We start from the raw sequence: 23762 nt of genomic DNA, 5'->3' as shown, positions 1-23762 counted from the left end.
GGGCGCTTGCCAAAAGTGACCCGCTGTAAGAGCGGAACCATAAGCGGCCGTTACCGAAGAAACGGATATGTACTCAAACCAAAGACCCCGGCAACGGCAACTCATAAGACTTCTTAACCGTCCGCACCACCAAAGTAGACGAATAAGTACGAATCGGAATATCCCGATAAATCTCTAAAAACCGATAGATATAATCAGTGTACTCAGTGGCATCCCGAAACTTCGCCACCATCACAAAATCAAACTCCCCGGTCAGCAGATAACAGTCCTGAATCTCCGGATGACTCGCCAGGATATGCTGCATCTTGCGGTCGATATCATTGCTGTCCCTATCAAGCTTGATCAGGAAGAACGCCGTAACCTGAATCCCAAGCTTGCGCTCATCCAGCACCGCCACCTTGGCCTTGATGATCCCGACACTCTCCAACCGCCTGATACGCCGGTAACAACTGGTTGAAGACAGCCCGACACTGTCACTCAACAACTCCAGACTCTGACTGCAATCCCTTTGCAATTTCCCCAGAATCTTCAAATCCATGGCATCTGTCATTTTTTCCATATCTTCCTTGAAAAAACTGCAATGAATCCACCGTAAACACCCACCAATTTGCACAAATCCTGCGCGGTGGCGCACTAACATCAATCCAGCTTAGCAGCCCAGCCAAATCAGGCACCGGGGCCGCATGAGAGGGATCTTATGATAGTCGCGAAACCGACATGGGCCACCGATATCCACGGCCTATTCAGCGCCCCCTACTGGATCCCCCAAGAGCAACGCGCCGCCGTCGCCGCCTCCTGGGTGGGCTGCATGAACGCCTACTTCGTATTCCTCGAAGACCCCGCCTCCGTCAAGACCTGGTCCGAAACCATCTACCAGCACCTGGCCTCCCGCAGCATGCCGCTGACCCTCGACCAGCAGCAGTTCTGGCCCATCGACGCGCTGGAAACCTTCAGGCTGTGGGTCAACCAGGGCTGGCGCCTCACTCCCGCCTCACCGTTCGACGAGGCAGAACGCATCCCCCCACCCGACCTGCCTCACCCGGTCAAACGCGTGCGCCAGGACATTCGCGCACTGACACAGGAACAACTGAACCTATACCGCTCACGCCTCGATGACGTAATGCAGGTGGCCAACGCCGACAGCGGCTCCCCGTGGCAGCGCTACGCCTATATCCACACCAACTGGTGCCTGCATTACCAGGAAGCGTTTGCCCTGTGGCACCGGGCCTATCTGCTGTACCTGGAAGCGCTGATCGACTGCCCCATCCCCTACTGGGACTGGATGGCCGAAGACGCCAGTGTCGACGGCAGCCCCCAGGCCGGCTTGCCCCAGGCGTTTCTCGATGAAACCTACGTGCACCCGCACACCGGCGAGGTTCGCCCTAATCCGTTGCGCTACGCCGCTGCCAAGGACGGTTGTTCGAAGGTCTGTGAAAAGGCCAGCATCCCGGGTGTGGACTGCCGCTTCGTGCAACGCAACCCGCTGTTCTACACCCGGGGCGAAACGCAGCGCGTCGAACGCACCCAGTTGTACGGCATGAGCCGGATTTTCCAGCAACAGGTGGTCGATGCCCTGAAGTTCAACACCTTCAGCCAGCCCCAGGGCGTGCCAGGTTATCCCTGGGCGAACATCCCGGTGTTTGATCCCCCCCAGGAAGATGACCTGTACCCCAACCGTGCGCTGAATTTCGACGGGCTCTACGAGCAGCCCCACGACAACTATCACGGCTGGATCGGCGGCGACATGGCTGACAACGCCTACACCGCGTTCGACCCGGTGTTCAGCTCCTACCACGCCAATATCGACCGGATGCTGGAGGTCTGGATCCGCGCCCATCCGGCAGCGCAGTACACCACCCAGTGCCTGCTCCAGCCGTTTGCCGGCAGCGAGGCCGACGATGTCACCTTTACCAGTGCCGACGCCTGGCGCTACACCCCCCTGGGGGACATGGCCCAGGACAGTCGGCATATCGGCTATGACTACGGTGTGCCCGTCGCCCCGCCCTTTGGCACCCGCCGCCCGGCCGCAAAAGCCTGCTGCCAGCAAAGTTCGACGCCGATGCAAGCGCAGGAACAAACCGCAAGACTGGGCCCGTGGGTGGTGTTCGACCATGTGCGCTGCACCCACGACACCTACCTGATCGACGTATTCCTCAACCAGCCCGACGCCACGCCGCAGCAGGTGAGCGCCGACAATCCGCACTATGTCGGGCGCTTCAGTCGCATCGGCATGGGCCTGGTGGATGACAAGGGCCGCTGCATCACCCATGGCGTGTCACGCGCGCTGAATGCCGCGCGCACTGCTGCCGCATTGAACCTTCGCCCCACTGACACCACGCAGTTATCCGTGGTGGTGACCCATCTCGATAGTGCCCGGGTGTTGACGCCGCAGGAGTACGCGCCGCTGCCTGGCTTTATCGCCCAACTGGTGTGGGACGACCCGCGCCAAACCGTCGCCGGCCCTGCTCCCAGTGCCGGTTGCTGCTCCGTTTCCACCACAACAACACCTGGAGAATCGACATGAGCACACCCTTCAAACAATTCACCTCTCCCGCCGGGCAAGCTCCCAAGGACTACAACAAGCTGGGCCTGGAAAACCAGTTGCCGCAGTTTGAAACCGACTGGAACAACGACCTCACCGGCTGGACGCAGTCCGCGATCATCGGCAACCCGTGGTCGGGCCTCAATGACGCGCCGCGCTCGGGCTATTACAACCCACTGGTGGAAGGCTACGGCCCCACCACGCCGCCGGCGATTACCTGGGCGCCCTTCCCCAATCGGCTGTGGACGTTTTTCTACAACAACGGCACGGCGGTGATTCCACAGTTGGGCGGCAAGGCCATGTCCATGCAACAGGTGATGGAGCTGACCGACAACGGCCAGATTACGATCAACAACACCCTGTACATGCTCTACGACCCGAACAAGCAAGGCACCCTGCTGCAACTCCCCGTCACTCGCTGCCCGAGCATCGACTGGCAAGGCAAGTACAAGGATTTCTCGCCCTCTGGCCCCCGTGGCTGGCTTGACGAATATTGCGAGTGGTCCATCGTGCGTGATGCCGACGGCAACATGCGCAAGATCACCTTCACTTGCGAAAACCCGGCGTATTTCCTGGCCATGTGGCGCATCGATCCGACTGCTGTACTGGGGCTGTATCGCGACTACATCGACCCACAGGTGCAACTCGAAGACCTGTACCTGCGCTACACCGCCGACTGCCCGACCGGTAAGGCCGGCGACCCGGTCATCGACCCCACCACCGGTCAACCGGCCTACGACACCGTCAACAAATGGAACGCCGGCACCGCCTGTGTGCCAGGCCAGTACGGCGGTGCGATGCACCTGACCTCCGGCCCCAACACCCTGAGCGCCGAGGTGTACCTGGCTGCCGCGGCGACCATCCTGCGGCCATTGAGCAGCAGCCAGAATTCCCAGGCATTGATCTGCTGCGCGCAATACGGGCAGAACTACCGCAACTCCGATCCGCATATCGGTTTCTCGGCCAACAGCGTGGCAGTGAACAACCGGCTGTCGCTGACCAACCCCATCGGCTTGTACCTGCAACAACCCACCGACTTCTCGGCGTGGAAAGGCCCCCAGGGCCAGGATGTCAGCCAGTACTGGAAAATCACCCGTGGCACCGCCAAATCCGCCGCCAACGGCTCCGACCAGATTCTGCAAGCGGTGTTTGAAGTGCCGGTCAGCGCCGGGTTCTCGATCAACGACATCACCATCAGCGGCCAGCCGATCGACTACGTGTGGGTGATTGCCCAGCAGTTGCTGGTGGGCCTGAGTGTGACAACCACGCCCATCAGCCCGACGCCGGATTCCTGCCCGTGCGTGACGGACCGGGTCAACGGCGTGCAACCCTGGCCGGTACAGCTGCTGCCGCTGGACCTGTTCTACGGGCAGTCACCCACCGACCTGCCGGCCTGGCTGGCACCCGGCACCAGCGGGCAGTTTGCCCTGGTGGTGCAAGGCGCCGACCTCAAGACCACCGCCGAGACGGCGCGGGTGCAATTCTCCAATCCTGGGGTGACGGCGCAGGTCACAAAGTTCCTGCCGGATGCCTCGGCCATCCCCGGGCAAACCAACTCCGGTGGCACCCAGGGCTACCTGCTGACCATCACCGTAAGCCCCACTGCCGCACCGGGGCTGGTGACAGTGCGCGCCCTCAACCCGGGCGAAGCCGATAACCCCAGCGCGGCGGAACACCCATGGGAATCCGGATTGGCGCTGGTGCCTGGCGCCTGACTGATACAGCCCATCAGCCGCACCCACCCAGGGTGCGGCTTTACCTGCTTGCAAGGAGCGCGATGATGTCCAGGTTACGCTTGAGTGTTTTATCGCTGCTGACCAGTGTGGTGCTGAGCCTGTTCGCCATGCAGGCCGCCTACGCATCCCCCACTTCCGACGCCGACGCTTGCGTGCAGCAACAGTTGGTGTTCAACCCGAAAAGCGGCGGCTTCCTGCCGATCAACAACTTCAACGCCACCGGCCAGAGCTTCATGAATTGCTTTGGCTGGCAGTTGTTCATTGCCCTGAACTGGCCGGTGAATCCCGGTTGGCCAGCCACACCTGCCCTCGCGGGTGAGCCGGACATGAACAGTACCCTGGCGCAATTCGGCGTACCGACTGCCTCCGGCCAGCCGATGAGCGTGGCGCCGGTATGGGCCAGCTACAAGGACGCCAACGATATCTTCCTGCCCGGCGCGCCCGTGCCCACCGGCTGGGGCGTGCAAACCCTGGTGCCGTCCAATTGCAGCACCCAGGGCAGCCTCAGGGCGATGTCGGTGGGGGCGCGCAAGTTCATGACCGCCACCTCCGAAAGCGCGATCAACGCGCGGCATGGGTTTCACCTGTCCAGCGGCACCCTGGCCTCGATTCCGGACCCGATCATGGAAGCCTCCGGCGGCTGGCTGACGGACCAGTCGCAGAACCTGGTGTTTTTTGAACGCAAGGTGGGCAAGGCCGAGTTCGACTACATCGTCAGCAAAGGGCTGTACGACGCGGCCAACCAGCTGAAAGTCGCGCAGAACCTCGACAACCAGAACCCCGGCGGGCTGTCCTTGCCCATCGGTGAACCCATGCGCTCGCTGCCGCCCAACCCAGTGCCGCAGGAGCAGCTGGGAGCCCTGGAGGTCAAGGCGGCATGGCGAATCCTCACCGGCAAACCGGAGCTCTACGGGCGTTACCTGACCACCGTCGCCTGGCTCAAAAACCCGGCCACCTTGCAGTGCACCCAGCAAGTGGTGGGCTTGGTGGGCCTGCATATCATCAACAAGACCCAGGCCTCGCCCAACTTTATCTGGACCACCTTCGAGCAGGTGGACAACGTGCCGGAACCCAACCAGGTACCGCCACAACAAACGCCGCCCGACAGCTTTGCCTTCAACAACCCGAACTGCGGCACCGGCCCCGAATGCACGCCGAACGTGGCGCGTATCCAGTGCAAGCAGCAGCATCCGGACCGCGACTGCACCGAGCCGTTTCCACGGGACCAACCCGTGCAGACCACCCGGGAACATCCGCTGCCCACTGAACTGCAGGCGCTTAACGGCGCGGTGCAGGCCAATTTTGCCCAGCAGAGCCAGGGCAAGTCGGTGTTCCAGTACTACAAACTGATCAACGTACTCTGGACCCTCACCCCCAACCCGCCCACCCAGCCGGAACCGGGTGTCAGTGCGCAAGTGCCGCTGTCCTACGGGCCGTTTATCAGCCAGGGCAACGTACCGGTGGCCAACACCACCCTGGAGACCTACGTCCAGGGCGATAACTGCAATGCCTGTCATCAGTACGCGACCATCGCCGGCAGCTCGACCCTGGCCTCGGACTTTTCGTTCCTGTTCAACAGTGCCGATTCGGCCAGCAAGAAAAGCCTGGTCAAGCGCGTAAAAGCCTTCCAGACCCTCAAGGACGGTTCACCCTGAACTCGACTGTTCAGACCGCTGCTCAAGGTTTCTCGGTGCTGTAAGGCCTTGAGCATTTGGTCCTTGCGCTAGCTCCTGCTGGTTAAAAGAGGCGCCCCTTATCAAGTAACGCCCGAAATGTCCGACAGCCCCCCGCATCTACCCGGTAAGACCGCTCTCGAGGGATATCGTGTGGCCACCCGCCGGCCACTCATGACTTTTGGTAAAGAGTCCTTTTCGGATTCAGCGGTTTTTCCGAAGGAACGAGAGGCCGATACTCGACTCCATTGTTCACACCACTTCAGGAGTCACTCATGTCCATTCCCGCATTCGGCCTCGGCACGTTCCGCCTGCAAGGCCAGGTCGTCATCGACTCCGTCAGCACCGGCCTGGAGCTGGGCTATCGCGTCATCGACACCGCACAAATCTACGAAAACGAAGCCGACGTCGGCCAGGCCATCGCCGACAGCGGCATCCCACGGGACGAGCTGTTCATCACCAGCAAGATCTGGATCGCCAACTTCGCCGAAGGCCAGCTGATTCCCAGCCTCAAGGAAAGCCTGCGCAAACTCCAGACCGACTACCTGGACCTGACCCTGATCCACTGGCCATCGCCGGAAGACCAGGTACCGGTCGCCGAGTTCATGGGCCAGTTGCTGGAAGCCAAGCGCCAGGGCCTGACCCGTCAGATCGGTATTTCCAACTTCACCGTCGACCTGATGAAGCAGGCAATTGCCGCCGTCGGTGCCGAGCACATCGCGACCAACCAGGTGGAACTGCACCCGTACCTGCAAAACCGCACCGTGGCGGAGTTTGCCAAGGCCCATGGCATCCAGATCACTTCCTACATGACCCTGGCCTACGGCGAAGTGCTGAAGGACCCAGTGATCCAGCAGATCGCCGAACGTCATCAGGCAACCCCGGCGCAAGTGACCCTGGCGTGGGCCATGCAACTGGGCTACGCGGTGATCCCGTCCTCGACCAAGCGCGCCAACCTGGCCAGCAACCTCAAGGCTCTGGACCTGACCCTGAGTGACGCTGACATGGCGCAGATCGCCGCCCTGGAGCGTGGCCATCGGCTGACCAGCCCCAAAGGCATCGCGCCGAACTGGGACTAAGCCGCAGGGCTGCCGGACAACTCCCGCAGCCACGGCAACACCCGCAACCCGTCGGTGGCTGACGGCGGGTCGATGATGTCCATGAAGTGTTCAAGGTTGATGCTGTCCGGCGTACCCGGCAGGCGCACCAGCAGGGTTGGTGCGGCGGCCGGCGTGCCCAGTTCGCGGATATCGTAGACCAGCACATGGCGAATCTGCGGGTGCTGTTCCTGGAAGGCCAGCACCCCGCCGTCGCTGTCTGCCAGCCCGGCGTTGATGATCAGCACATCGAACGGCCTGGCCGGAATCGCCGTGAGGATCCGCACTTCTTCGAAGGTCTGCACCGGAACGATGCGGTAATAGCCCAGTTGGTTGAGCATTTTTTCGATGTACAGTCGTTGCAGATGCTGTTCATCGGCGATCAGGAGGGTCAGTGCTTTGTTTGGCATGGCGAACACCTGAGCAAGAAGCGCTCGTGAAGGACTGGACGCACTATTTTCCAGACATATTCCGAAGACTAAATAAGGCTTGTTCCACCTTCACGTAGGAGTTGTCCCAAACAACTCAATACCCCTCCGCACCGGTCAAGTCTGATTGCAATACCCCGACAGCGCGTGGTGCAGGTGCGAGAGCGCTTCATCCATGCCATCGACGGCACTGGCCAATTCGTCGCGGGCCTGACGTTCACAAACGCTTTCCAATACCTCGCAGCAAACCATCAGTGCATGGGCCTTGACCATCTTTGCCCCGCCCTTGGTGCGATGGGCCAGGTCATGCAGGCCGGCAAAGTCTGCCTTGCGTTGCAGGTTCACCAGTTGCCCATGGTCTGCCTCAAGGCTGTCGAGCAAGGGCGCCAGCAGCTCCTTCACCGCGTCGATATCCCCGCCGGTCAGTTTCTCAAGGTGGCTCAAGTCAAAGTCTGCCGCCAGTTCATCCGTGGTGCCGGGCGCCACCGAAGGTGTGGCCGTGCGCCGCGCCAGGGCCGCATGCAAATCCTCAAGCCCGGTGGGTTTGAACAGGCAGCCATCCATGCCCGCCTGCCGGCAGCGCTCGGCTTCCTCGGGCTGGGCGTTGGCGGTAAACCCCAGCAACAGGCACGGCGCCAGGCCACGCTCGCCCTCAAGGGTGCGGATATCCCGCGCCAACTCATAACCGTCCTTGAACGGCATATTGCAGTCGGTAATCACCCCGTCAAAATGCCCGGACAGCCACAACTCAAGCCCCTCGACGCCATCTTCGGCGGTGGTGATCCGGTGCCCCAGGAAGCTCAATTGCCGGGCCAGCAGCAGCCGGTTGGCCGGGTAGTCATCCACCACCAGAATGTTCAGCGCGTGGGCGGGCGGAGTTTCCACGGCAACCGGTGCGGGCGGCATCAGCGTGCTGTCGGCGACTGCCAGCTCCAGGGTGACATCCACCCGAGTGCCCTGCCCCAGCAGGCTGCTCAATTGCAATTGCCCCCCCATCATCTCGCACAGGTTGCGGCTGATGACCAGGCCCAGGCCCGAACCGCTGCGCGCCGATTGCGCAGTGTTGCTGCCCTGGATAAACGGGTTGAACAGGCGCTTCTGGTCTTCGACACTGATGCCGATGCCGGTGTCTTCCACCCACAGCCTGAGGTTCAAGTAGCCGCTGGCAATCGCCGACGAGCCGGACGCGCCAAGCCGCACCCGGCCGTGAGGGGTGAACTTGATCGCGTTGCTCAAAAGGTTCGACACCACTTGCTTGAAGCGCATCGGGTCCACCAGCACGTACCGATCAATCAGCGGGTCGAGCTCCACCTGCAGTACCAGGCCCCTGGCCCGCGCCAGCCCCTCGAAAACCCGCGCCACCGACGCCAGCAACTCGTGCAGGTTCGAAGGCTCGAGGGTCAGGGACAGGTGGCCCGATTCTATACGCGCGATATCGAGGATATCGCCGATCAATTCCAGCATGCCCCGCGACGCATCGGCGGCCACCTCCAGCGCATCGCGGTCGGCCCGGTTCTGCTCGGCGGCTTTCAGGGCCAGTTCGATCATGCCGATCACGGCGTTCATGGGCGTGCGGATTTCATGGCTCATGGTCGCGAGAAACGTGGTCTTGGCGCGGTTGGCCGCGTCGGCATCCTCCTTGGCCTCCTGCAACTGGCCGAGCAGTTGCTGCCTTTCGCTGACATCCACCCAGCCGGCGATCATGCCCACCACCTGCTCATTACCGTCGCGGTACGGCAGCATCCAGTGGTAGATGGTCAGGACCGCACCGCCCGGCACCTTGAGCACGCGGTCCTGGATCTGTGGCTCGCCCCGCTCCATCAAGCGCAGGTAATCCTGATGAAAAGACTCGGCCTGGGGGCGATTGCCGGTGTCGGTCTCGACCACGGTTTTACCGGTCACGTCCTCCAGCTTGAAACCGAACACATCAAGGTAAGCGCTATTGCACGCCATCAGCCGGCCCAGGCGATCACGCACATAAATCGGATGGGGCGTGCCGTCGATCAGCACGCCCATAAAGCGCATCTGATCACTCAGCGCCCGTTCGGCCTCGACGCGCTTGCGTATCAGCTGACGCAGATAAATCGCCCAGCCGAGGGTGATCAGCAACAGCAGCGCCGCCAGGCTGAAACCTTGAATAATCGCATTGCGGTGCCGCGCCCAGTAGCTGTCTTCAACCAATACCTCGCTACGCCAGTGGCCAGCCAATTCGTCCATTTCCTGGGGCGTAATACTCAGCAGCGCCTTGTCGAGGATCGAATACAACTCCAGCTGGCTGCGGTTGACGCCAAAGGCTATACGGGCCGGCTCGGACCCGACCGTGCTGGTGATCCGCAACCGGTCACGGTACTCGCGGGCAATCATGTAGCGGGCGCTGATCAAGGTATTGACGGCGGCATCGGCACCGCCATCGGCCACCAGCTCCATGCCGTGCTCGGGGTTCTCGACGTCCACGAACTTGATGCTCGGATAGTCCTGGGCGATGCCCTCCTGCAGGCTATTGCTGCCAATCAGCGCCAGGCGCTTGCCGGCCATGTCTTCCAGGGTAAGGGGGCTGCCGTCATCAATGCGACTGACCAACACAAACGGATTGGTCAGGTAAGGCCGGGTAATGCGTACCTTGTCCGTGCGCTCGACGCTGGGGGTGACCACCGCGATCATGTCTGCACCACCGGTGTTGACCCTGTCGATTTGCCGGAGCATCGAGGTGCCGGGAATGAAGTCAAACTTCAATCCCGTGCGCAAGCTGATGCGGGCCAGCACCTCGGCGCTCAACCCTTCGAACGCGCCCTGCTTGTCGATAAATGAAACCGGCAGGAACTTGTCGAGTACAGCGACCTTGATCCTCGGGTTCTTGTCCAGCCAACGCTGTTCACTGGCACTCAAGCGCAGCCGGTCCGCCCCCAGGAACCCCAGATTGCCGGCACTCCAGCGCCGCAGGATTTCCATCTGCTCGCTGACCGGGATCACCGCCAGTGCCGCATTGATGATCGACAGCAAGCGCGCGTTGTCCCGGGAAAATGCAAACGCGAAGGGATTGACCTCAAGTGACGAGAAATCGGCCATGCGGACGTTGTTCAGGTGGTTCCTGTTGATCAGGTAGTTGGTGCTGATTGCATCGCCGAGGTAAACATCTGCATGGCCGAACGCAACCGCTCCGATGGCCTCGAAGGTTGAAGGGAACAGCTGGATCCGGGCATTGGGGTAAAACGCCTGCACCGCGTCAGGCTGCATGTAGTGATAAAACATCGCCACACGTTTATCGGCCAGGTCGCTGCTCAGGCCCTGGCTGTCACCCGTGCGGGTGACCAGGGTCGGTTGATCCATGGCATAGGAGCGCGAGAGTACCAGCTGCGGGTCTGCCGCCTCGTAGCCGTTGGCAGATCCCACAAAATCCACCTCGCCACGCTTGAGCGCGGTGATGACTTCATCGCGATTGTCGTAGCGGCGCACTTCTATCGTGATGTTCAGCGCATCGGCGATCAGCGACGCGTAATCCGCCGTAATCCCCTCGAGTTCATCGCTGGTGCTCAACTCGAATGGTGCGTAGTCGGGCCCAGAGATGCCCATCAACAACCGGCGCCGTTCGCGCAGCCAGCTCCACTGCGTTTCATGCAGCCGTACGGCGGGCGTTTCAATGACGGAATGCCCCAACAGATACAGGGTGCGCGGCTCGCCAAGCGCCAGGCCTTGTGTGCAGAGCGCGCCCAGCAGCACACTTGCGCTGAGCCACAAGACCCGAAAGTTGATCATTTCAGATCAGATGATTGCGCTGGGCGAACTTGGACAAATGCACCACCGACGACATCCGCAGCTTCTCCTTCAGTCGGGTTTTATAAGTGCTGATGGTCTTGTGGCTGAGCAACATGTCCTCGGCAATTTCCTTGTTACCCAACCCCAGCGCCAGCTTCTGCAGTACGGTCAGCTCGCGGTCGGAAAGCTCTGCCACCAGGTCCTGCTCGGTGGATTGCAAATCGTCGCGGCGCACCGAGCTGGTGGGCAGGCTCGGAAAGCAGCTGTAGTTGGACATCACGGCCTTGATCGCTTTTTGCAACTCATCCAGCTCGCCGGTCTTGGCGACAAACCCCATCGCGCCTGCACGCATGCAGCGGGTGGAAAAAAACACCGCCAGGTAGGACGTCAGCACCAGGATCTTGCACGGCAGGCCCAGCGCCTTGATCCGGCTGATCACCTCCAGGCCACCCAGCTTCGGCATCGCCAGGTCGAGGATGATCAGTTCGGGGCGTTCCTCCCGGGCAATCTGCATGGCATCGGCGCCGTTGCCGGCCTCGAAGATCGTGTCGAAGCCTTCCTGCTTCAGCAGATAGCGGACGGTTGCGCGGATAAATGGATGGTCATCCACGATTAAAGCTTTGCTCATAAGGCTCCCCTGGGAGGATTCAGTACCGTTACACATCACACGGGACCTATCTACCTGTGAGAAATGACAGTTCCGACGAACGGAACTGAACAGTCCTACAAGCAGCAGTCGGGTCCCTCCATTTGAACAGCGCATAACCCTAGGTAGGCGGCACCTGCGTGCCTGGCTAGTCGCAAGCGCGCAACCTTACCAATGGAACGGCGTAACAACTGAAGGGATAGTCCCAGCTGTATGTAGGACTTTTCCTCACCATAAGCATAGTAAATAGCCGGTCCCGGGGGCGCCAAGGCGGCCTAGTCAGTGGTACTCGGACTCCAGAACGCTTGCACCACAAGGGCTGAAGTGGAAATACGCGCCACCAGCGCATCCAGTTCGTCACCGTCTACCGAGGTCACGGCCAGCGTCGCCTCGATTTCCACCTCTTCAGGACCAAAGGGACGTACGTCCACATCACTGGCCGGGTAGTTGCAGCGAGCAAGTTCGGCTTCGAGCAAGGCCAATACCGCCTTCTGCTGGGTACGCCGGGCCACCACATACAGAATGTTGGTCACCTCGGCCGACACCACGTCCAGTGGCTGGCGGTTGATGTTATTGACGATCGGGCGCAGCAGCGTGTTGGCCGCCAGCACAAACAGCGTACCGAGCAGCGCTTCGAGGATCAGGTCGGCACCGGCACAGGCACCCACCGCCGCCGACGCCCAGAGCGTGGCCGCAGTATTCAGGCCGCGCACGTTGCCTTCTTCACGCATGATCACACCGGCACCGAGAAAACCGATGCCCGAGACCACATAGGCCACGACCCGCACCGCCCCTTCGGCGCCGCCCAGGCGGTTGGCCATGTCGACGAAAATCGCCGCTCCCACCGCCACCAGCACGTTGGTGCGCAGCCCCGCCGTGCGCTGGCGGTACTGACGCTCAAACCCGATCAGGCCACCGAGAATGAAGGCCGCGGTGAGGCTGACCAGCGTGTCGATCAGCGAGTTGAGGTTGATGTTGTTGATTGCTTGCATAGGCGTCTTCCCTATTCATTACCAGCCAAACTTACGCGAGGAAACCTTCGGCCAGGTACGACCATCCTGGGCCGTGATTGAGTCACGGGCACGACAGGACAGGCCCGCCCGTCGCAAACGACAGGCGCGTCCGCAGTACCGCGATGCAAGGCATCACGTACTGTTAAGCGTCGATGAGAGGGAATTCGGAATCGGGCCAGGACTGGCCGCCATCGAAATGCCGCTTCTCGCTTCTGGGCGAGACAACGGCATCGGAAAAATGCGCGTTATCTTGCCAAGTATGTGCCGGTTATCGAGACCGGCCGACGACTGTCACTCGAACAAGTACCCACTGAGGGTCTCCGCTATTGATGAAAACGCGCGAAGCTTACGCTCCGAATTAATGAGAGTAAACCGTAGGAAAATTTACCCGATGGGTTTGGGCAGGTTCTTCAGGGAGGGTTCAGGTACGCACCACTGCGCAGCTCTCCCCCCCGTAGCAGCTGTCGAGCCCAAGCGAGGCTGCGTCGGCCACACTGCGATCATCAAGCCAGACACTCCACCGAGTCGCCGAACGCAGCCTCTCCCAGGCTCGACAGCTGCTACGCAGAAGACGGTCGATCACGCTCCACCAGCGCCAAATACTCATTGATCACCCCACCCGCCAACGCCTTCACCTGAATGGAAACCCGATTCACCTGCCGCCCCATCTCGATGCCATCCCGAGTCCGCACCTGAACATACCCAAGCCGGGGCCAGAACCGCTCAGCCTTGACGTTCCCCACCACCACCGTCAACCGCAACCAGCGTGCGCCCAGGCTCACTACCCAATCCTGGAAATCGGCATGCAACTGCCGCGCAAAACCGCTGCCATGCAACGGCGTGGCCACCAACAGCAACCCGATATGCCAAACCCCGACCGCCAACAGATCCGACGCCACATTCACCACCGCAACCAACTGCCCTTCGGCATTGCGGTAGCCAATCCAATACATCCGCGTGTAGCTCCAGGTACCAGGCAGTTGAAGAGTCAACTCATCTCGCGCCTCCGTGGGTGTGGCTGGCTCACCGTTGACCGCGAGAAAATATTCCGGGGCTGCTTCGAAAAAGCGCTGCAACTCGGCTTCACCCTCAAGGGTCAGCTCAACTACCCGAATGCCCGCTATCGAACTGCGCGGCAACTCCCCTGCTTCAACAACATCCATGTTCACCGCCCCTCAATCATCCCGCGTCAGTACTTCCAGCAACTCAATCTCAAACCGCAAATTACTGTTGGGCGTGATATGCGCCCCCATCGAGCGCTCGCCGTAGGCCAGGTGCGCCGGCACGAACAACGTGCGAATGCCGCCAACTTTCATGCCCATCAGCCCCTGGTCCCAGCCCTTGATGACGCGACCGGTGCCGATCACGCACTGAAACGGCTTGCCGCGTTCCCATGAGGAGTCGAACACCGTGCCGTCTTCCAGAGTGCCGGTGTATTGCGTGGTGATCAGGGCGCCTTTGACCACGGTTTTGCCGTCGCCGAGGCGGATGTCGGTGATTTCCAGTTCGGTGCTCATTTTTTCTCGTTTTGTGTAATGCGCGGATCGCGCCAAATGGGCGTTTTCCCAGAGTCAAACGCATTTGGCAAGCCCACATACCTCGTTTTCTCCAATAGCCTGCCAGTTCGAATGCACCAACCTACAAAAAATCACGAAAACGTACGTAAAAAAAATACAAACCACCTATTTATCTTCTTCGATACAACGAGCAGCCTAACTATCCAGAAACATAGAACATCAAGGATGACTTGTATGACCATAGGATCAGACTTCAACTACCCGGCTGATATTGCTGCCCGCGCTTCCAGAGAAAAGAGATCTACCAGAAATAAATGGCGGGGCCGTTTTCCTGGCCCACCAGACTTATGCTTCGATTATCGAGCCTTAGTGGAGCAAAAAGGCGGAATTGCAAAGGCGCCTCATTTGGACCACAAAATATGTATCATCGGGGCAGGCATCACAGGCCTTACTGCAGCAAGAGAACTGTATCGCTGCGGCTTTAAAGACATATCCCTGATCGAGAAATCCAAAAGAATCGGAGGCAGACACCTTACCGTTCTTGGTGGACAGCGCTCCAACAATACAGGACGACCGCCCTTTGAAATGGGCGCGATGCGTATGCCCTTTTTTAATCGATCTGATGAAAACCCCACTGAAGGCCGATCCATGATGGCCTATTACACCAAAGCGTTTGATCTTGTTCATTCAAACTTCCCAAATCCGGGAAGCCCGTGGGTCACATCAACCGGGATCTACTTACGCGAAGGGAGTATAGATAATAGTAGTCAGCCCACCATGCTGATCTGGAAAAACAAAGATGGTATAACGCCTCCACCTGGCGAGACCCTGAGTGCAGTGTCTGCAAAATGGCAAAACTTTGCGAACCGTATGACTCAGAAAGTTGCGGAATTATACGGAAGCGAGCAATGGGAATTATTTTGGGCCAGAGTAGTTGAAAAGTACGAAAGTATCTCGTTTAGGGATTTAGTGAAAATGCCGGTTATTGAGTCTTGGCACAAGGAACGCCCCGGTGACTTCGGTGGCATGGGCATGACGACGCAAGAGTCGGCTGTGTTCTATGCAATTGGAATAGGCGATGGCAGTTGGGGAGCATTTTATGACATTTGCTCGCTTTATCCCCTGCGGACTGCGATTTTTGGTTTCAGCAGTCACCTCCAGCTAATTCATGGCCGGGTCAAACTGGATGGCGAGGCAGTCGACTCGCCGCACCTGAGAAGTCCGGCCGTTTTTGACTCTCGGGGACTAGAGTTTAATAAGCCCAGCTACAAAGGTCTCGGGGCCTTGGCAGAATGTCTGCTCTTTATGAGTACTCCTGAAATAAGCGACTCCGTGTATGACCTCAGCCTCAAGAAGACGGATGGATTACTGACTGACTCTCCAGTAAAAAAACTGGAAAAGCTGAGAAATGGGAAAACGCGCGTTTATTATCATTGGAATGCTAGTAACCCCAAAAAAACTGAAGTCTGCCATGCCGACTTCGACTCGGTCATCATCACGCTCCCCTCCTGGATAATCGAAACACAAATACTGCTTGAGGGTTTCGATGAAGAGATGCTCCCTTACGACACGATAAATGCCTATAAAACTGCTCACTGGGAAACCAGCTGCAAAGTGTACGCCCCGTTAAAAAAAACCTTCCTGTCCAAAAACACGAAGATCCCGCAAGCCATCGTTACCGACAGTTTCATACATGATGTATATACCTATCGCTATAACGAGCATCACACCTACGACTGCATACTCTTGAGCTACACCTGGGAAGATGACGCAACAAAATTATCTTCACTAAGTGACAAAGAGTTAATAACCAAGTGCATAGAAGAGCTGGATAGAATCCTGGTTAAATCCACTAACATCCAAGAAAAAATCTCTCCATACATCGGCCACGAGCAGGCCATCGTGCAACGCTGGATGAATGACCAAAACTCATTGGGATGCGCAAAACTGTACAGACCAGGGACCTACTATGAGGCTGTCAGCTTAATGAAATACAATAAGGACTACTCATTCAAGTCTGGACTTTACCTCTGCGGCGAATCTTTTTCAGTAGATGCCGGATGGACAGAGCCTTGTTTCAGGGGCGCAATAGATACCGTCATAAATATCTGCAATAGAACTGGCGCCCTCTTCAATGGAGGATTCTCAATGCAAGACTATCCAGAATACAAAACAGAGTATTCACCCCCAGCAAAATAAACACACCATGCAAAAACCTTGGCAGAAGCAAACTACATTGCTATCGGACGCGTCCGACTTTCATTTAAACATCAGGTCGCCTCTTATAAACATCCAGCCACTTCTGGCTGAATAAAAATAAGAGGTCACCCGCAATGAGCGATCCAACAAGTCCTGTTCGCATAGCTGTCGTACAGTTTGATCCCCAGGTCGGAATGGAAAACCGGGAGCGCAACCTGCGTCATAGCCTTGAGCTGGCGACGGAAGCAGTGAGCGGCGGTGCCAATCTGATCGTGCTGCCAGAGCTCTCTAACTGTGGCTATTTCTTCTCCAGCCGTCAGGACGCGTTTGATCATGCCGAGGCCATTCCGGGTGGGCCAAGTGTGCAGGCCTGGACAGATTTTGCCTGTAAACATCAGGTGTACCTGGTGGCAGGCCTCAGCGAAATTTCCGCTATGCAGCTGTTCAATACGGCTGTATTGCTGGGGCCGGATGGCTTTATTGGCAAGTACCGCAAGGCCCATCTGTGGAACCTGGAGAAGCTCTGGTTCACTCCCGGCGACACAGGATTCCCCGTTTTCGAAACACCCATAGGCCGTATTGGCCTGTTGATCTGCTGGGACATTTGGTTTCCCGAGGTGCCACGCATCCTCAGCCAGCAAGGCGCCGATATTATTTGCAGCCTCAACAACTGGGTGTGGACCCCGCCGCCGTTGTTCGACGACGCGGGGAAGTGCATGGCGTCGTATCTCACGATGACCGCCGCCCACGTCAATAACGTGTTTATCGCTGCCGCCAGTCGTATCGGCGAGGAGCGCGATGCGCGTTACCTGGGATGTTCGCTGATTGCCGGTACCAATGGATGGCCCATCGGTACGGTGGCGTCGGCGAATCGGCAGGAGATCCTTTTCGCCGATGTCGATCTCACCAGTGCCCGCAGCGCGCCTATCTGGAACAGTCTTAACGACTTGCAGCGGGACCGGCGTGCTGATCTTTACGACCAGATGCTCGGGTACACCCAGCACCCTGCCCTGCCACGCTGATCGGAGGGTGCATCATGGAAAGCCTCTTTGAAAAGCCGCGTGCAGGGCGCTCCCGGGCCGATAACACCGTCATAGTTCTGGGTCTTGCCATTGCTTTGCTGATCCTATGGATAGCCCTTATTTACCCTTGGCCGGGATATGCCGATATGGTGACCAGCCTTCCACATCCCAGTTCGTGGCTGCGCTGGGTGTTGGGGGATATCAGCGAGGTCGCGTTCTACAAACACGAACTGGCGTCACTGGGCCTGCTGGGCGGTGCGTATCTGGCGTGGTGGGCCAGCCGCACGGGCAAGTCCTGGCAGGGCTTTGCTATCTCGTACGGCACAGGGCTGTGGCCGTGGCTGATAACCAGCTCCTTACTCGGCTTGCTGCTAAGCAACGCGTTATGGGGCTGGACGGTGACCGCTGACACTTGGCAACCGACGTTTGCAGCGTTTGTTTCACTGCCGGCGGCAATGGTGCTGATGTTCGGAGGTGGCTGGAAAGTGACGCTCAACGGCGCCGTACTGGGAGGTTTACTGGTCACGCCGATGTGTTTGTTGATCGTTAATTACGTCTGCATACCGTTGGGCTTGCCGGTGGTGATCGGAAATGTGCTCGGGATGGCGGTTGGCAGTGTGATTGCCTTTGTATTGTGCCGTCACGTGCCGGTCCTGGTACGAAGCGATTACACAGCGCCGCAAAGGCCCGCCCCGCTGAAGCCACCGACTTATGGTGTGGTGTGGAGCGTGCGGAGGGTATTGGCTGACTTTTCCGAAGCGCCGTTCTTCGGCAATGAGCTGGCCAGCCTTGGCTTGCTGGCGGGTGTGTTACTGGCTTACGCGCTGAACCCGATGAGCCCGGCCTATGGATCCGGCCTGATACTGCACCTGATCGGCGCGCAAGCGCTGACATCAGCGCTTGGCGTGGTGATCTGGCGACATCAGTGGATAAAACGAGGCTGGTATCCCACGTATGTCCCGCTGGTATCGGTAGTCCCGGCAGCCGTATTGACCCATGGCGGCAGCTGGATGGTGATGGGGTCCAGTGCGTTGCTCGGCGCGCTGATGGCGCCGCCACTGGCCTGCGCGATTGCAGGACGGTTACCACCGCACTTTCATCCTTATATCGGCAACGTAATCTCAATGGCGCTGAGCACGTTGGCGGTAGTGCCATTGGTGGGATGGTTAGCCGTTTAGCTCCGCTCTCCTACGCCGGGCAAAGGACTGCCCGAGCACTTAAAGCCAATGCCAGAACCGACTCCAGAACCCACGCCCCAGATCATTCTTGCAGCCCGCATATTGCGCCGCATACATCTGCGAACGCGCCTGCACCTTCCCCGCCACCGGCATCAGCCAGGCTTTGCTCGCGTAGGTACGCTGCCGGTAACCGCCCCAACCTTCGTGGTAATTCAGGTACTGGCCGTAGGCATCGTATTTGTATACGCCGTTGATGGTGTAGGTCTTGTCCATGTACCAGCCGACAAAGTCGATGGCGTCGTCAAAGTCCTGCCGGCTGGCGCCGTAGCGTCCGGTGCTTTTCTGGTAGTCGCTCCACACTTCGTCCTTGGCCTGGGCGTAGCCGGAGGCCGTAGACACACGACCCCAGGGGATGATCCACAGCAGGTACTTGCGTGGGGTCTTGGCGTCCTGCCGGAAGCCCGATTCCTGATACATGATCGCGAACGGCACCTGGATCGGCACGCCCCAGCGCGCCTGGGTCACCTTGGCGGCGTCGTACCAATCGTCTTTTTCGCGGAAGATGCCGCAGATGTCGTTGGGGGTGCGGGGTGGCGAGGTGCCGCATCCCGCCAATAAGGCGGTGAGCAGCAACAGCCCTGCGGTTTTTCCTGCGTTCAAAAGCTCACCGTCTCGTCGTGAGAATAAAAGGCGGGCAGTTTACTCGTTCGCCGGGGTTCCTGCAGAGGTGAAAGCAACACGAATCCTGTGGCGAGGGAGCTTGCTCCCGCTGGAGCGCGAAGCGCTCCCGGACCGGTTGACGCGGTATGCCCGAGGCACTGCGATCATCGGTTTTGGGGCTGCTACGCAGCCCAGCGGGAGCAAGCTCCCTCGCCACATTTTGGTGGGTGGCTCAGGCAGTGACGACCGCCGTCAGTTCCAGTTCCAGCAGGCCGTTGCTGGGTAATCCCGCCACGCCCACCGCCGAACGCGCATGCCGGCCGTGCTCGCCAAACAGCTCAATCAACAGTTGCGAGGCGCCGTCGACAACCTTGGAGAAGCCCTGGAAACCTTCCCCGCCAAACACAAACCCGCGAACGAACAGGATGCGCTCGACGTTCTCCAGCCCTACCGCCTGGTCCAGCACGCTCAAGGCCCGCAGCACACAGGTCTGCCCTGCTTCGTTGACCAACTCCGTAGAGGTCTGATCCGTCACCGGCCCGGTAATCACGCTGTCACCCTGCCGACAAACCTGCCCGCTGACATACGCCACGCCTCCATGAATCGTCACTGGCACGTAGTCTCCCTTGGGGCTCGGCGCCTCGGGTAATTCCAGCCCGAGGGCTTGCAGTTTTTCGCGCACGCTCATGCCGGTTCCTCGACAAATTCCACATGCCCACCCAGCCAGCAGCCTTGCACCTGCCCCGCTGCATCCCGGCGAAACCGCAGGGAGATTTGCGAAGGTCGGCCCATGGCCCGGCCCTGGCGGATGTGCACCGGGCGATCATCTGCCGTCACCAAGCCATTCTCCAACAAGCCAAACGCCAACGCGGCAGCCGCGATGCCGGTGGCGGCGTCTTCCGGGTAACCCGAGGACTTGGGAAACTGCCGCGCATCAAACTGTCGCCCGTCCAGATCCGATGGCGCATAGGGGTACAAACCGGTGGAGCCGATGCGCTCGCACAGTTGCTGCATCCGCCGGTAATCCGGTTTCAGGCTATCCAGTACCGCCACGCTTTTCAGCGCGATCAGGGTTTTCACCCGGCTGGTGCAAGCGTTCTGGATCGGCAGCGGTGCCAGTTCGTTGGAAGTGATGCCGAGCACCGACAGAATCTCGGCCTCGACTTCGGCATCGTTCAACGCCTCGACCTGGCCCTTGGGCTGGCTGATTTCCACCTGGATATCCGGGGTGCCCGCAGCGGTGATCCGCGCATCCACCGGACCGCTCAGGGTCGATAACGTCAGGCGGTCCTTGTGCAGCATGCCCAACCGATCCAGCAGCCACACCGCTCCCACGGTGGCGTGGCCGCACATTTCCATCTCGTGGTTGGGCACCCAGAAGCGCAAGGCAAAATCGAACTCGCTGCCAACCGGTGCGGCGAACACGAAGCCGCACTCATGGCCATAGTCGCGGGCGACTTGCTGCATGTCGGCATCGCTCATGCCATCGGCGACGGCCACGGTTGGCGCGGGGTTGCCGCCACGGGCGGTGGCGGGAAAAACATTGACCAGGTGAACCTCGGGCGTCATTTCGCCTCTCCCTGAAGGGTGGAAACAGTCGGCGCCACGGCGTCGACGATGGAGTTGGTGTAGACCTGCTGCGGGTCGAGTTCGACCGGGTCGCTCTCCACAGCGCTCATGAAGCGGATGTTTTTCTCAACGCCGTCTTTCTCGATGCGCGGCGTGGCCGGGTAGGACGGCAGCGAAGCGGTCCAGGCAGCATTGAAAATGGCGGCGTCGGTGTTGGCGAAATACGGGCGCACCGACTCGCGGGCCTTGTCCGGGTCGCTGGCAATCAGGTGTTCGGCACGCCACAGGGCGCGGACCATTTTTTCGGCCGTGACCTTGTTGCTGGCCAGCCAGTCTTCACGGGCAATCATCGCAGTGAAGAGGAAGCCGTCCAGGGGTTTGTATTCGCCCTTCGCCAGGTCCATCAACACAAAGCCGCCTTGCTTCTCGGCGGTGGTGATGGTGGGTGGCGACAGCGAGAAGCCGTTGATGCTGCCTTGGGAAAACGCCGCGAGCATGTTTGGCGCGCCGCCGATGGGCATGATGGTGAAGTCTTTGTCCGGGTTGAGCCCCGCATCCTTGGCCAGGTAGCGCACCAGCATGTCGGTGGTGCTGCCAGGGCCGGTGACGCCGATCTTCAAGCCCTTGAGGGCCTGGGCACGGGCGGCCAGGGATGAGGTGGCCGACACGCCGGCCTTTTGCGCCGAGGCACCGTCGATCACCACGGTGCTGCCGAACTGGGTTTGCACGGCGGCGAACGCCTGGACATTCTGGCCTTTGGTGCGGGCGCGCACCGCGACGGCGGGCAGGCCGACGTATGCATCCGCATCACGCCCCAGCACGGCGGTGAGTGCTGCCGAGCCGCCTTTCTGGAATACGATGACGTCCACATTCAGGCCTTCATCGGCGAAGTAGCCTTGCTTCTGCGCGACGTAGATCGGCACATAGAGGAAGCCTTCGCTGGGGAACGCCAGGGTGACTTTGGTCAGGTCCCGGGCCTGCGCGGCGGGCAGGCATGAGGCGAGTAAAACGCTGGCGATGAACAGTGGTTTGAGCATGATCAAGCTCCGCAAAAATAAGGGGTTAAACCGCAACTTCACGTTCCGCTTCGTTGGCCTTCCACGGCATCAACTTGCGTTCTGCCAGCTTCACCGCCGTGTTCAGGATCAGCGCGAGGGCGATGATGCCCACCAGTGCGGCAAATACACCGGCGGTATCGAACTGCGAGGCTGCATCCGAGAGCAGGTAGCCCAGGCCCCGGTTGGCGGCGATGATCTCGCCCACCAGCGCGCCGATCAGCGCATAGGGCACCGACAGGCGCAGGCCGGTGAATACCCAGGTGAAAGCGGACGGGATGACCACCATGGTCAGCAGGTCGCGCTCCTTGGCGCCCATCAGGCGCAGGATGGTCAGTTGCTCGCGGGACACGTTGCGCACGCCGCTGTAGGTGTTGAGGAACACCAGGAAGAACACCACGGCCGCGGTCAGGATGACTTTCATCGGCAAGCCGATGCCGAACCAGAGGATGAACAGCGGCGCCAGCGCGACTTTCGGCAAACTGTAGAAGGCGGTCAGGAACGGGTCGAGAATATCCGCCAGCAGCTTGGCGCGGCCCAGCACCAAACCGGCGATCAAGCCTGCGAGGGAGCCGAAGAAGAAGCCCAGCACGGCTTCCAGGGTGGTGATGCCGGCGTGATAGAAGAACACCCCGTTCATGAGGATTTTCCACAGGCTTTGCGCCACCGCCGAAGGCCGGCTGATGAAAAATTCCACGCCGAACCAGCGGGACACACACTCCCAGAACACCAGCAGGAAAATCAGGAACAGCAAGCGATAGACCTGGATCATACGACCTCCAGCGAGTGAGCCAATGAGGCGGGATCGGCAGCACCGGCGACGTCGGGCGCCAGGCGTTTCCAGAGGGCGGCGCAGAGTTCCACGTAGCGTGGGTCGGAGCGCAATTGCACCAGGTTGCGTTCACCGCCCAAGGGAATATCGAGCACATGGTCGATGGTGCCCGGGCGACCGGCGAACACCACGCAGCGGTCCGCCAGCGCGATGGCTTCATCGACATCGTGGGTGACGAACAGCACGGTCTTGTTGAGCTTGCGGCACAGGCGCAAGAGTTCGGTCTGCAGGGTCAGGCGCATCTGCGCATCAAGGGCGCCGAAGGGTTCGTCCATCAGCAGGGTTTCCGGGTCGCTGGCCATCAAGCGCGCCATGGCCGCGCGTTTGCGCATGCCGCCGGAAAGCTGGTTGGGGTAGCTTTCGCCAAAACCGGTGAGGCCCACCAGCGCCATCAGCTCCTCGACGCGGCTGTCGATTTGAGACTTGGGCATGCGGCGGATTTGCAGCGGCACGGCGATGTTGCCGGCCACGGTGCGCCACGGCAGCAAGTGGTCGGCCTGGGTCATGTAGCCGACACGGGTGTTGACGCCCTTGACCTCGGCGCCGTCGTAATGCACCTGGCCCTTCGTGGGGCCGAAGAGCCCGGCGGTCATGTTGAGCAAGGTGGACTTGCCGCACCCCGAAGGGCCGACCAGGGTGATGATTTCGCCCCGCTGAACTTCAAGCGATACGTTGCGTACGGCCACAAACTGGCGGCCCTCGACTTTGAAGCTTTTTTGCACCCCTGCGAAGCTGATAAAGGGTTTTGCACTCACCGCCCCTCCTCGTCCGGTAGGCCGGACTTGTTTGTTGTTGACGGGGTGAGGATGAACGGATGACGGATTTGCGGCGCACGGGATCGG

At 59.9% G+C, this 23762-nt stretch carries 20 protein-coding genes; 7 read left to right on the top strand and 13 right to left on the bottom strand.

Features of this window, described 5'->3' with window-relative positions:
• Positions 1-73: 73 nt before the first annotated feature.
• The gene (locus HYE77_RS01105; RefSeq protein ID WP_032899475.1) at positions 74-538 is read right to left on the bottom strand and encodes an Lrp/AsnC family transcriptional regulator; all 465 of its coding nucleotides are present in this window, start codon (positions 536-538) and stop codon (positions 74-76) included.
• A 159-nt stretch (positions 539-697) separates the two neighbouring features.
• Between HYE77_RS01105 and HYE77_RS01100 the strand changes: the two genes are divergently transcribed.
• From HYE77_RS01100 to dkgB, 4 genes are all read left to right on the top strand, one after another.
• Positions 698-2524 carry a tyrosinase family protein gene (locus HYE77_RS01100; RefSeq protein ID WP_177068275.1) on the top strand — a complete coding sequence of 609 codons (1827 nt, stop codon included), beginning with the start codon at positions 698-700 and terminating at the stop codon, positions 2522-2524.
• Positions 2521-4257 (top strand): hypothetical protein, encoded by a 1737-nt coding sequence (locus HYE77_RS01095; protein WP_102606333.1) that lies wholly within the window; start codon positions 2521-2523, stop codon positions 4255-4257. The genes HYE77_RS01100 and HYE77_RS01095 overlap by 4 nt, the downstream gene beginning before the upstream one ends.
• A gap of 65 nt (positions 4258-4322) precedes the next feature.
• Positions 4323-5933, top strand: coding sequence for a hypothetical protein (locus tag HYE77_RS01090; protein WP_003211552.1), 1611 nt, complete (start codon positions 4323-4325; stop codon positions 5931-5933).
• A gap of 293 nt (positions 5934-6226) precedes the next feature.
• Complete coding sequence (dkgB, locus tag HYE77_RS01085; protein ID WP_003211554.1) at positions 6227-7030, top strand: 2,5-didehydrogluconate reductase DkgB; 804 nt, start codon at positions 6227-6229, stop codon at positions 7028-7030.
• Here the strand turns inward: dkgB and HYE77_RS01080 are convergent.
• The 6 genes from HYE77_RS01080 to HYE77_RS01055 form a co-directional block, all read right to left on the bottom strand.
• A complete protein-coding gene (locus HYE77_RS01080; RefSeq protein WP_003211555.1) occupies positions 7027-7458 on the bottom strand; it encodes a hypothetical protein in 432 nt (143 codons plus the stop codon). The genes dkgB and HYE77_RS01080 overlap by 4 nt on opposite strands.
• A gap of 135 nt (positions 7459-7593) precedes the next feature.
• Positions 7594-11229 (bottom strand): transporter substrate-binding domain-containing protein, encoded by a 3636-nt coding sequence (locus HYE77_RS01075; protein WP_177068274.1) that lies wholly within the window; start codon positions 11227-11229, stop codon positions 7594-7596.
• A gap of 1 nt (position 11230) precedes the next feature.
• The gene (locus HYE77_RS01070; RefSeq protein ID WP_003211560.1) at positions 11231-11857 is read right to left on the bottom strand and encodes a response regulator transcription factor; all 627 of its coding nucleotides are present in this window, start codon (positions 11855-11857) and stop codon (positions 11231-11233) included.
• A gap of 293 nt (positions 11858-12150) precedes the next feature.
• Positions 12151-12867 (bottom strand): MgtC/SapB family protein, encoded by a 717-nt coding sequence (locus tag HYE77_RS01065; RefSeq protein ID WP_003211562.1) that lies wholly within the window; start codon positions 12865-12867, stop codon positions 12151-12153.
• 581 nt (positions 12868-13448) lie between these two features.
• Positions 13449-14051 (bottom strand): N-acetyltransferase, encoded by a 603-nt coding sequence (locus HYE77_RS01060; protein ID WP_177068273.1) that lies wholly within the window; start codon positions 14049-14051, stop codon positions 13449-13451.
• A gap of 12 nt (positions 14052-14063) precedes the next feature.
• Positions 14064-14405, bottom strand: coding sequence for an FKBP-type peptidyl-prolyl cis-trans isomerase (locus tag HYE77_RS01055; RefSeq protein ID WP_003211564.1), 342 nt, complete (start codon positions 14403-14405; stop codon positions 14064-14066).
• Between the two features lie 234 nt (positions 14406-14639).
• On the opposite strand from HYE77_RS01055, the gene HYE77_RS01050 reads away from it, so the two are divergent.
• The 3 genes from HYE77_RS01050 (at position 14640) to HYE77_RS01040 (ending at position 18804) form a co-directional block, all read left to right on the top strand.
• Positions 14640-16604, top strand: a complete 1965-nt coding sequence (locus HYE77_RS01050) for an FAD-dependent oxidoreductase (RefSeq protein ID WP_177068272.1) — start codon at positions 14640-14642, stop codon at positions 16602-16604.
• 134 nt (positions 16605-16738) lie between these two features.
• Entirely contained in the window at positions 16739-17626 is an 888-nt protein-coding gene (locus HYE77_RS01045) for a nitrilase family protein (protein WP_032899456.1), read from the top strand.
• Between the two features lie 14 nt (positions 17627-17640).
• Positions 17641-18804, top strand: coding sequence for a hypothetical protein (locus HYE77_RS01040; protein WP_177068271.1), 1164 nt, complete (start codon positions 17641-17643; stop codon positions 18802-18804).
• Positions 18805-18843: 39 nt separating this feature from the next.
• Here the strand turns inward: HYE77_RS01040 and HYE77_RS01035 are convergent, their stop codons facing one another.
• From HYE77_RS01035 to HYE77_RS01010, 6 genes are all read right to left on the bottom strand, one after another.
• Entirely contained in the window at positions 18844-19464 is a 621-nt protein-coding gene (locus HYE77_RS01035) for a hypothetical protein (protein WP_023658938.1), read from the bottom strand.
• Between the two features lie 232 nt (positions 19465-19696).
• Positions 19697-20152 (bottom strand): RidA family protein, encoded by a 456-nt coding sequence (locus HYE77_RS01030; protein ID WP_102604868.1) that lies wholly within the window; start codon positions 20150-20152, stop codon positions 19697-19699.
• Entirely contained in the window at positions 20149-21033 is an 885-nt protein-coding gene (locus tag HYE77_RS01025) for a PhzF family phenazine biosynthesis protein (RefSeq protein ID WP_003211571.1), read from the bottom strand. The genes HYE77_RS01030 and HYE77_RS01025 overlap by 4 nt, the downstream gene beginning before the upstream one ends.
• On the bottom strand, positions 21030-22070 hold the full coding sequence (locus HYE77_RS01020) for an ABC transporter substrate-binding protein (RefSeq protein WP_177068270.1): 1041 nt from the start codon (positions 22068-22070) through the stop codon (positions 21030-21032). Before HYE77_RS01020 ends, HYE77_RS01025 begins: the two co-directional genes overlap by 4 nt.
• 25 nt (positions 22071-22095) lie before the next feature.
• The gene (locus HYE77_RS01015; protein WP_008435867.1) at positions 22096-22860 is read right to left on the bottom strand and encodes an ABC transporter permease; all 765 of its coding nucleotides are present in this window, start codon (positions 22858-22860) and stop codon (positions 22096-22098) included.
• Entirely contained in the window at positions 22857-23675 is an 819-nt protein-coding gene (locus HYE77_RS01010) for an ABC transporter ATP-binding protein (RefSeq protein ID WP_177068269.1), read from the bottom strand. The genes HYE77_RS01015 and HYE77_RS01010 overlap by 4 nt, the downstream gene beginning before the upstream one ends.
• Between the last annotated feature and the right edge of the window lie 87 nt (positions 23676-23762).

Origin of the sequence: Pseudomonas sp. IPO3774 (assembly GCF_013386835.1) — a bacterium.
Classification (GTDB): domain Bacteria; phylum Pseudomonadota; class Gammaproteobacteria; order Pseudomonadales; family Pseudomonadaceae; genus Aquipseudomonas.
Note: the sequence above shows the minus strand (reverse complement) of the source record. Positions and strands in the feature narration are given on the sequence as shown.

Bases quoted from the DNA above. Each gene is read 5' to 3' on its own strand.
- HYE77_RS01065 (WP_003211562.1), bottom strand. From the start codon at position 12,867: ATGCAAGCAATCAACAACATCAACCTCAACTCGCTGATCGACACGCTG.
- HYE77_RS01080 (WP_003211555.1), bottom strand. From the start codon at position 7,458: ATGCCAAACAAAGCACTGACCCTCCTGATCGCCGATGAACAGCATCTG.
- HYE77_RS01095 (WP_102606333.1), top strand. From the start codon at position 2,521: ATGAGCACACCCTTCAAACAATTCACCTCTCCCGCCGGGCAAGCTCCC.
- HYE77_RS01070 (WP_003211560.1), bottom strand. From the start codon at position 11,857: ATGAGCAAAGCTTTAATCGTGGATGACCATCCATTTATCCGCGCAACC.
- dkgB (WP_003211554.1), top strand. From the start codon at position 6,227: ATGTCCATTCCCGCATTCGGCCTCGGCACGTTCCGCCTGCAAGGCCAG.
- HYE77_RS01100 (WP_177068275.1), top strand. From the start codon at position 698: ATGATAGTCGCGAAACCGACATGGGCCACCGATATCCACGGCCTATTC.
- HYE77_RS01015 (WP_008435867.1), bottom strand. From the start codon at position 22,860: ATGATCCAGGTCTATCGCTTGCTGTTCCTGATTTTCCTGCTGGTGTTC.
- HYE77_RS01025 (WP_003211571.1), bottom strand. From the start codon at position 21,033: ATGACGCCCGAGGTTCACCTGGTCAATGTTTTTCCCGCCACCGCCCGT.
- HYE77_RS01055 (WP_003211564.1), bottom strand. From the start codon at position 14,405: ATGAGCACCGAACTGGAAATCACCGACATCCGCCTCGGCGACGGCAAA.
- HYE77_RS01040 (WP_177068271.1), top strand. From the start codon at position 17,641: ATGGAAAGCCTCTTTGAAAAGCCGCGTGCAGGGCGCTCCCGGGCCGAT.
- HYE77_RS01075 (WP_177068274.1), bottom strand. From the start codon at position 11,229: ATGATCAACTTTCGGGTCTTGTGGCTCAGCGCAAGTGTGCTGCTGGGC.
- HYE77_RS01090 (WP_003211552.1), top strand. From the start codon at position 4,323: ATGTCCAGGTTACGCTTGAGTGTTTTATCGCTGCTGACCAGTGTGGTG.
- HYE77_RS01045 (WP_032899456.1), top strand. From the start codon at position 16,739: ATGAGCGATCCAACAAGTCCTGTTCGCATAGCTGTCGTACAGTTTGAT.
- HYE77_RS01050 (WP_177068272.1), top strand. From the start codon at position 14,640: ATGACCATAGGATCAGACTTCAACTACCCGGCTGATATTGCTGCCCGC.
- HYE77_RS01030 (WP_102604868.1), bottom strand. From the start codon at position 20,152: ATGAGCGTGCGCGAAAAACTGCAAGCCCTCGGGCTGGAATTACCCGAG.
- HYE77_RS01020 (WP_177068270.1), bottom strand. From the start codon at position 22,070: ATGCTCAAACCACTGTTCATCGCCAGCGTTTTACTCGCCTCATGCCTG.
- HYE77_RS01060 (WP_177068273.1), bottom strand. From the start codon at position 14,051: ATGGATGTTGTTGAAGCAGGGGAGTTGCCGCGCAGTTCGATAGCGGGC.
- HYE77_RS01105 (WP_032899475.1), bottom strand. From the start codon at position 538: ATGGATTTGAAGATTCTGGGGAAATTGCAAAGGGATTGCAGTCAGAGT.